4 protein-coding genes and 1 pseudogene are annotated in these 3,771 nt (G+C 62.1%); 4 read left to right on the forward strand and 1 reads right to left on the reverse strand.

Translation table 11 applies throughout. The annotated features are described in order from the left end of the window. Positions 1 to 79: 79 nt before the first annotated feature. From B0W55_RS29015 to B0W55_RS29030, 4 genes are all read left to right on the forward strand, one after another. Positions 80 to 790 (forward strand): ABC transporter ATP-binding protein, encoded by a 711-nt coding sequence (locus tag B0W55_RS29015; protein WP_077049332.1) that lies wholly within the window; start codon positions 80 to 82, stop codon positions 788 to 790. A gap of 1 nt (position 791) precedes the next feature. Then, the gene (locus tag B0W55_RS29020) at positions 792 to 2,057 is read left to right on the forward strand and encodes an ABC transporter permease (protein WP_077049333.1); all 1,266 of its coding nucleotides are present in this window, start codon (positions 792 to 794) and stop codon (positions 2,055 to 2,057) included. Positions 2,058 to 2,068: 11 nt separating this feature from the next. After that, entirely contained in the window at positions 2,069 to 2,587 is a 519-nt protein-coding gene (locus tag B0W55_RS29025) for a DUF3299 domain-containing protein (RefSeq protein WP_077049334.1), read from the forward strand. A 235-nt stretch (positions 2,588 to 2,822) separates the two neighbouring features. Beyond that, positions 2,823 to 3,521 (forward strand): OmpW family protein, encoded by a 699-nt coding sequence (locus B0W55_RS29030; RefSeq protein ID WP_077049335.1) that lies wholly within the window; start codon positions 2,823 to 2,825, stop codon positions 3,519 to 3,521. Positions 3,522 to 3,669: 148 nt separating this feature from the next. On the opposite strand, the pseudogene B0W55_RS30655 reads toward B0W55_RS29030, so the two are convergent. Next, positions 3,670 to 3,771: pseudogene (locus B0W55_RS30655) on the reverse strand (NAD(P)-dependent oxidoreductase); the annotation flags it as partial.

Here is a 3,771-nt window from a genome sequence, read left to right on the forward strand (position 1 = left end):
ACGCTGATGTCGACTGACACACCGCATTCGCGAGCAAGCCCGCTCCCACAGGGATCACCATCAATCTGACCGGTTTCACATGACCCAAGCACTCATCGAACTGTCCGACCTGGGCTTCAGTTGGCCCGGTCACCCGCCGTTGCTGGACATCCCGAGCTTTCGCCTGGAACCGGGGGAAACTTTGTTCCTCAAGGGCCCAAGCGGCAGTGGCAAGACCACCCTGCTGGGCCTGCTCGGCGGTGTGCAAAAGCCTGATCGCGGCAGCATTCGCCTGCTCGGCCAGGAGCTGACGCAACTGTCGGCCGGTGCCCGCGATCACTTTCGTGTCGATCACACCGGTTACATCTTCCAGCAATTCAACCTGCTGCCATTTTTGTCGGTGCGCGAGAACGTCGAACTGCCCTGCCATTTCTCGACGTTGCGCGCACAACGGGCCAGGCAGCGCCACGGCAGTGTCGACAAAGCCGCCGCTACCTTGCTCGCACACCTGGGTTTGAAGGATGAGCACATCCTCAGTCGTCGCGCCGACTCGCTGTCCATCGGCCAACAGCAACGGGTCGCCGCCGCCCGAGCCTTGATTGGCCAGCCGGAACTGGTGATCGCCGACGAACCGACCTCAGCCCTGGACTACGACGCCCGCGAGAACTTCATTCGCCTGCTGTTCGCCGAATGCCGCGAGGCCGGGTCGAGCCTGTTGTTCGTCAGCCATGACCAGAGCCTGGCACCGCTGTTCGATCGCCACCTGTCGCTGGCCGAACTCAATCGCGCCGCCACGTCCGCAGAGGTCTGAGATGTATCTGTTTCGTCTAGCCATGGCCAGCCTGGCTAACCGCCGCTTCACCGCGATCCTCACCGCGTTCGCCATCGCCCTGTCGGTCTGCCTGCTGCTGGCCGTGGAGCGCGTGCGCACCGAAGCCAAGGCCAGTTTCGCCAGCACCATCAGCGGCACCGACCTGATCGTCGGCGCACGCTCAGGCTCGGTGAACCTGCTGTTGTATTCGGTGTTTCGCATCGGCAATGCCACCAACAACATCCGTTGGGACAGCTTCGAACATTTCGCCAACAACCCGAAAGTGAAGTGGGCGATCCCCATGTCCCTCGGTGATTCGCATCGCGGCTATCGGGTGATGGGCACCACCGAGGCCTACTTCGAGCACTACCAGTACGGTCGTCAGCAACACCTGGAACTGGCCGACGGCCGCGCCTTCGCCAGCGATCCGTTCGAAGTGGTGCTAGGGGCCGAAGTGGCCGATGCGCTGCATTACAAACTCGGTGACAACGTGGTGCTGGCCCATGGCGTGGCGGCGATCAGCCTGGTCAAGCATGACGACAAGCCGTTCACCGTGGTCGGCATTCTCAAACGCACCGGCACCCCGGTGGACCGCACGCTGCACATCAGCCTGGGCGGCATGGAGGCCATTCACATCGACTGGCACAACGGCGTACCGGCCCGGGGCGAGGGTCGCGTCACCGCCGATCAGGCGCGCAACATGGACCTGACGCCACAGGCGATCACCGCGTTCATGCTCGGCCTCAACAGCAAGATTTCCACTTTTGCCTTGCAGCGCGAGATCAACGAATTCCGTGGCGAACCGTTGCTGGCGATCCTGCCGGGCGTGGCGTTGCAAGAGTTGTGGAGCCTGATGGGCACCGCGGAAAAAGCCTTGTTCGTGATCTCGCTGTTCGTGGTGTTGACCGGGCTGATCGGCATGCTCACGGCGATTCTCACCAGCCTCAACGAACGCCGGCGCGAGATGGCGATTCTGCGTTCGGTGGGTGCGCGGCCGTGGCACATCGCGACCCTGCTGGTACTGGAAGCGTTCGCCCTGGCGCTGGCGGGCGTGGTCGCCGGGGTGGCGCTGCTGTATGTGTGCATCGCCGCCGCACAGGGTTACGTGCAGGCCAATTACGGCTTGTTTCTGCCGCTGGCATGGCCAAGTGAATATGAATGGACGCTGCTTGCTGGCATTCTGATCGCCGCGCTGCTGATGGGCAGCGTGCCGGCCTGGCGCGCGTATCGCCAATCCCTGGCCGATGGCTTGTCTATCCGATTATGAGGACGTTGAAGATGCCCCGCGCTCTGCTTGCGCTGTTGATGGTGATCGCCCTGCCGCTGTGGGCAGCCGAGCCGAAAGAGCTGACCTGGTCGGAAATGATCCCGCCGGACGCCATGCCGGAAGTGCCGAACATGACGCCCCTGCACGACCTGTCGAAAATGGGCGATGCGCTGGCGGCCGAATCCGCACCGGCGGCCAGGCAGGACATGCCCAACGCGCCTGTGGTCAAGGCCCTCGATGGTCAGGATATTCGCCTGCCCGGTTACATCGTGCCGCTGGAAGTGAACGAAGAGGGGCGCACCACGGAGTTCCTGCTGGTGCCGTATTTCGGCGCCTGCATCCACGTCCCGCCACCGCCGTCGAACCAGATCGTGCACGTCAAAAGCGAAGTGGGGGTGAAGGTCGACGAGTTGTATCAGCCGTATTGGGTCGAGGGTCCCCTGCAGGTCAAGGCCTCCAGCAGCGAATTGGCCGATGCCGGGTATCAGATGGAGGCGGACAAGATTTACCTGTATGAATTGCCGGAATGAAATTCCGCTGATTTTTGTGCTGTCCGGCAGTTCGCCTTCGCGAGCAAGCCCGCTCCCACAGGGGATTCAAGGTGCATGCAAATGCCCTGTGGGAGCGGGCTTGCTCGCGAAGAGGCCCCCAAAAACCCCACAAAATCAAAGCCCATCACTGTTTCCTTGAGCTGAGTCAAAAGACCGAATCGTTAGGCGCCTTACCATTGGACATCAAAGATTTTTAACGTCCTTTGGAGCCCCCATGAACAAGTCCTTGCTCGGCGCCTCGCTGATTGCTCTGGCGATCGCAGCCCCGCTCGCTCACGCTCACCAGGCTGGTGACATCCTGGTGCGTGCCGGTGCGATCACCGTCAATCCCAATACCGACAGTTCCAGCGTCAAGGTCGATCAGGGCCCGTTGCGCGGTGCCGATCTGGGCGGCAAGGCGACCCTTGGCAGCGACACGCAACTGGGCCTGAACTTCGCCTACATGATCACCGATCACCTTGGTCTCGAGTTGCTGGCGGCCACGCCGTTCGAGCACGAGGTCAAAATCAAGGGCACCGCCCTGAGCGCGGCCAATGGCAAGCTCGGCAGCTTCAAGCAACTGCCGCCGACCCTGAGCCTGGTGTATTACCCGCTCGACGCCAAATCCGCCTTCCAGCCCTATGTCGGCGCAGGCATCAATTACACCTGGATGTACGACGAGCATGTGGGCAGCGAAGCGCGGGCCAATGGCTTCAGCAACTTCAACACCAAGAACTCCTGGGGCATGGCGTTTCAGGTCGGCGCCGACTACATGCTGACCGACAACATCCTGATCAACGCGCAGATGCGCTACATCAACATCGACACCCGTGCCACCGTGGAAAACGACGCCGTCGCACCGGGCACCCGGGCACGGGTGAACGTGGATGCGGATCCGTTCATTTACATGGTGGGTGTGGGTTACAGGTTCTGACCCGTCCCTGTTGGAGCGAGCCTGCTCGCGATGGTCGTCAACGTTGACGTTGGCTGCCTGACACCCCGCGGTGTTCTCAGGCTCATCGCGAGCATGCTCGCTCCTACAGGTGATTGCGTTCACTCGATGACGGGGGTGCCCACGACCGTCAGCCGTGGCGGTAGAACCTGTCCAGCAAACCCGGCAGGGCTGCGCGCCAGGCCCGTGGCTTGATCCCGAACGTATGCAGGATCTTCTTGCAGGCCAGCAC

It is taken from the genome of Pseudomonas sp. KK4 (genome assembly GCF_001984065.1).
GTDB lineage: Bacteria > Pseudomonadota > Gammaproteobacteria > Pseudomonadales > Pseudomonadaceae > Aquipseudomonas.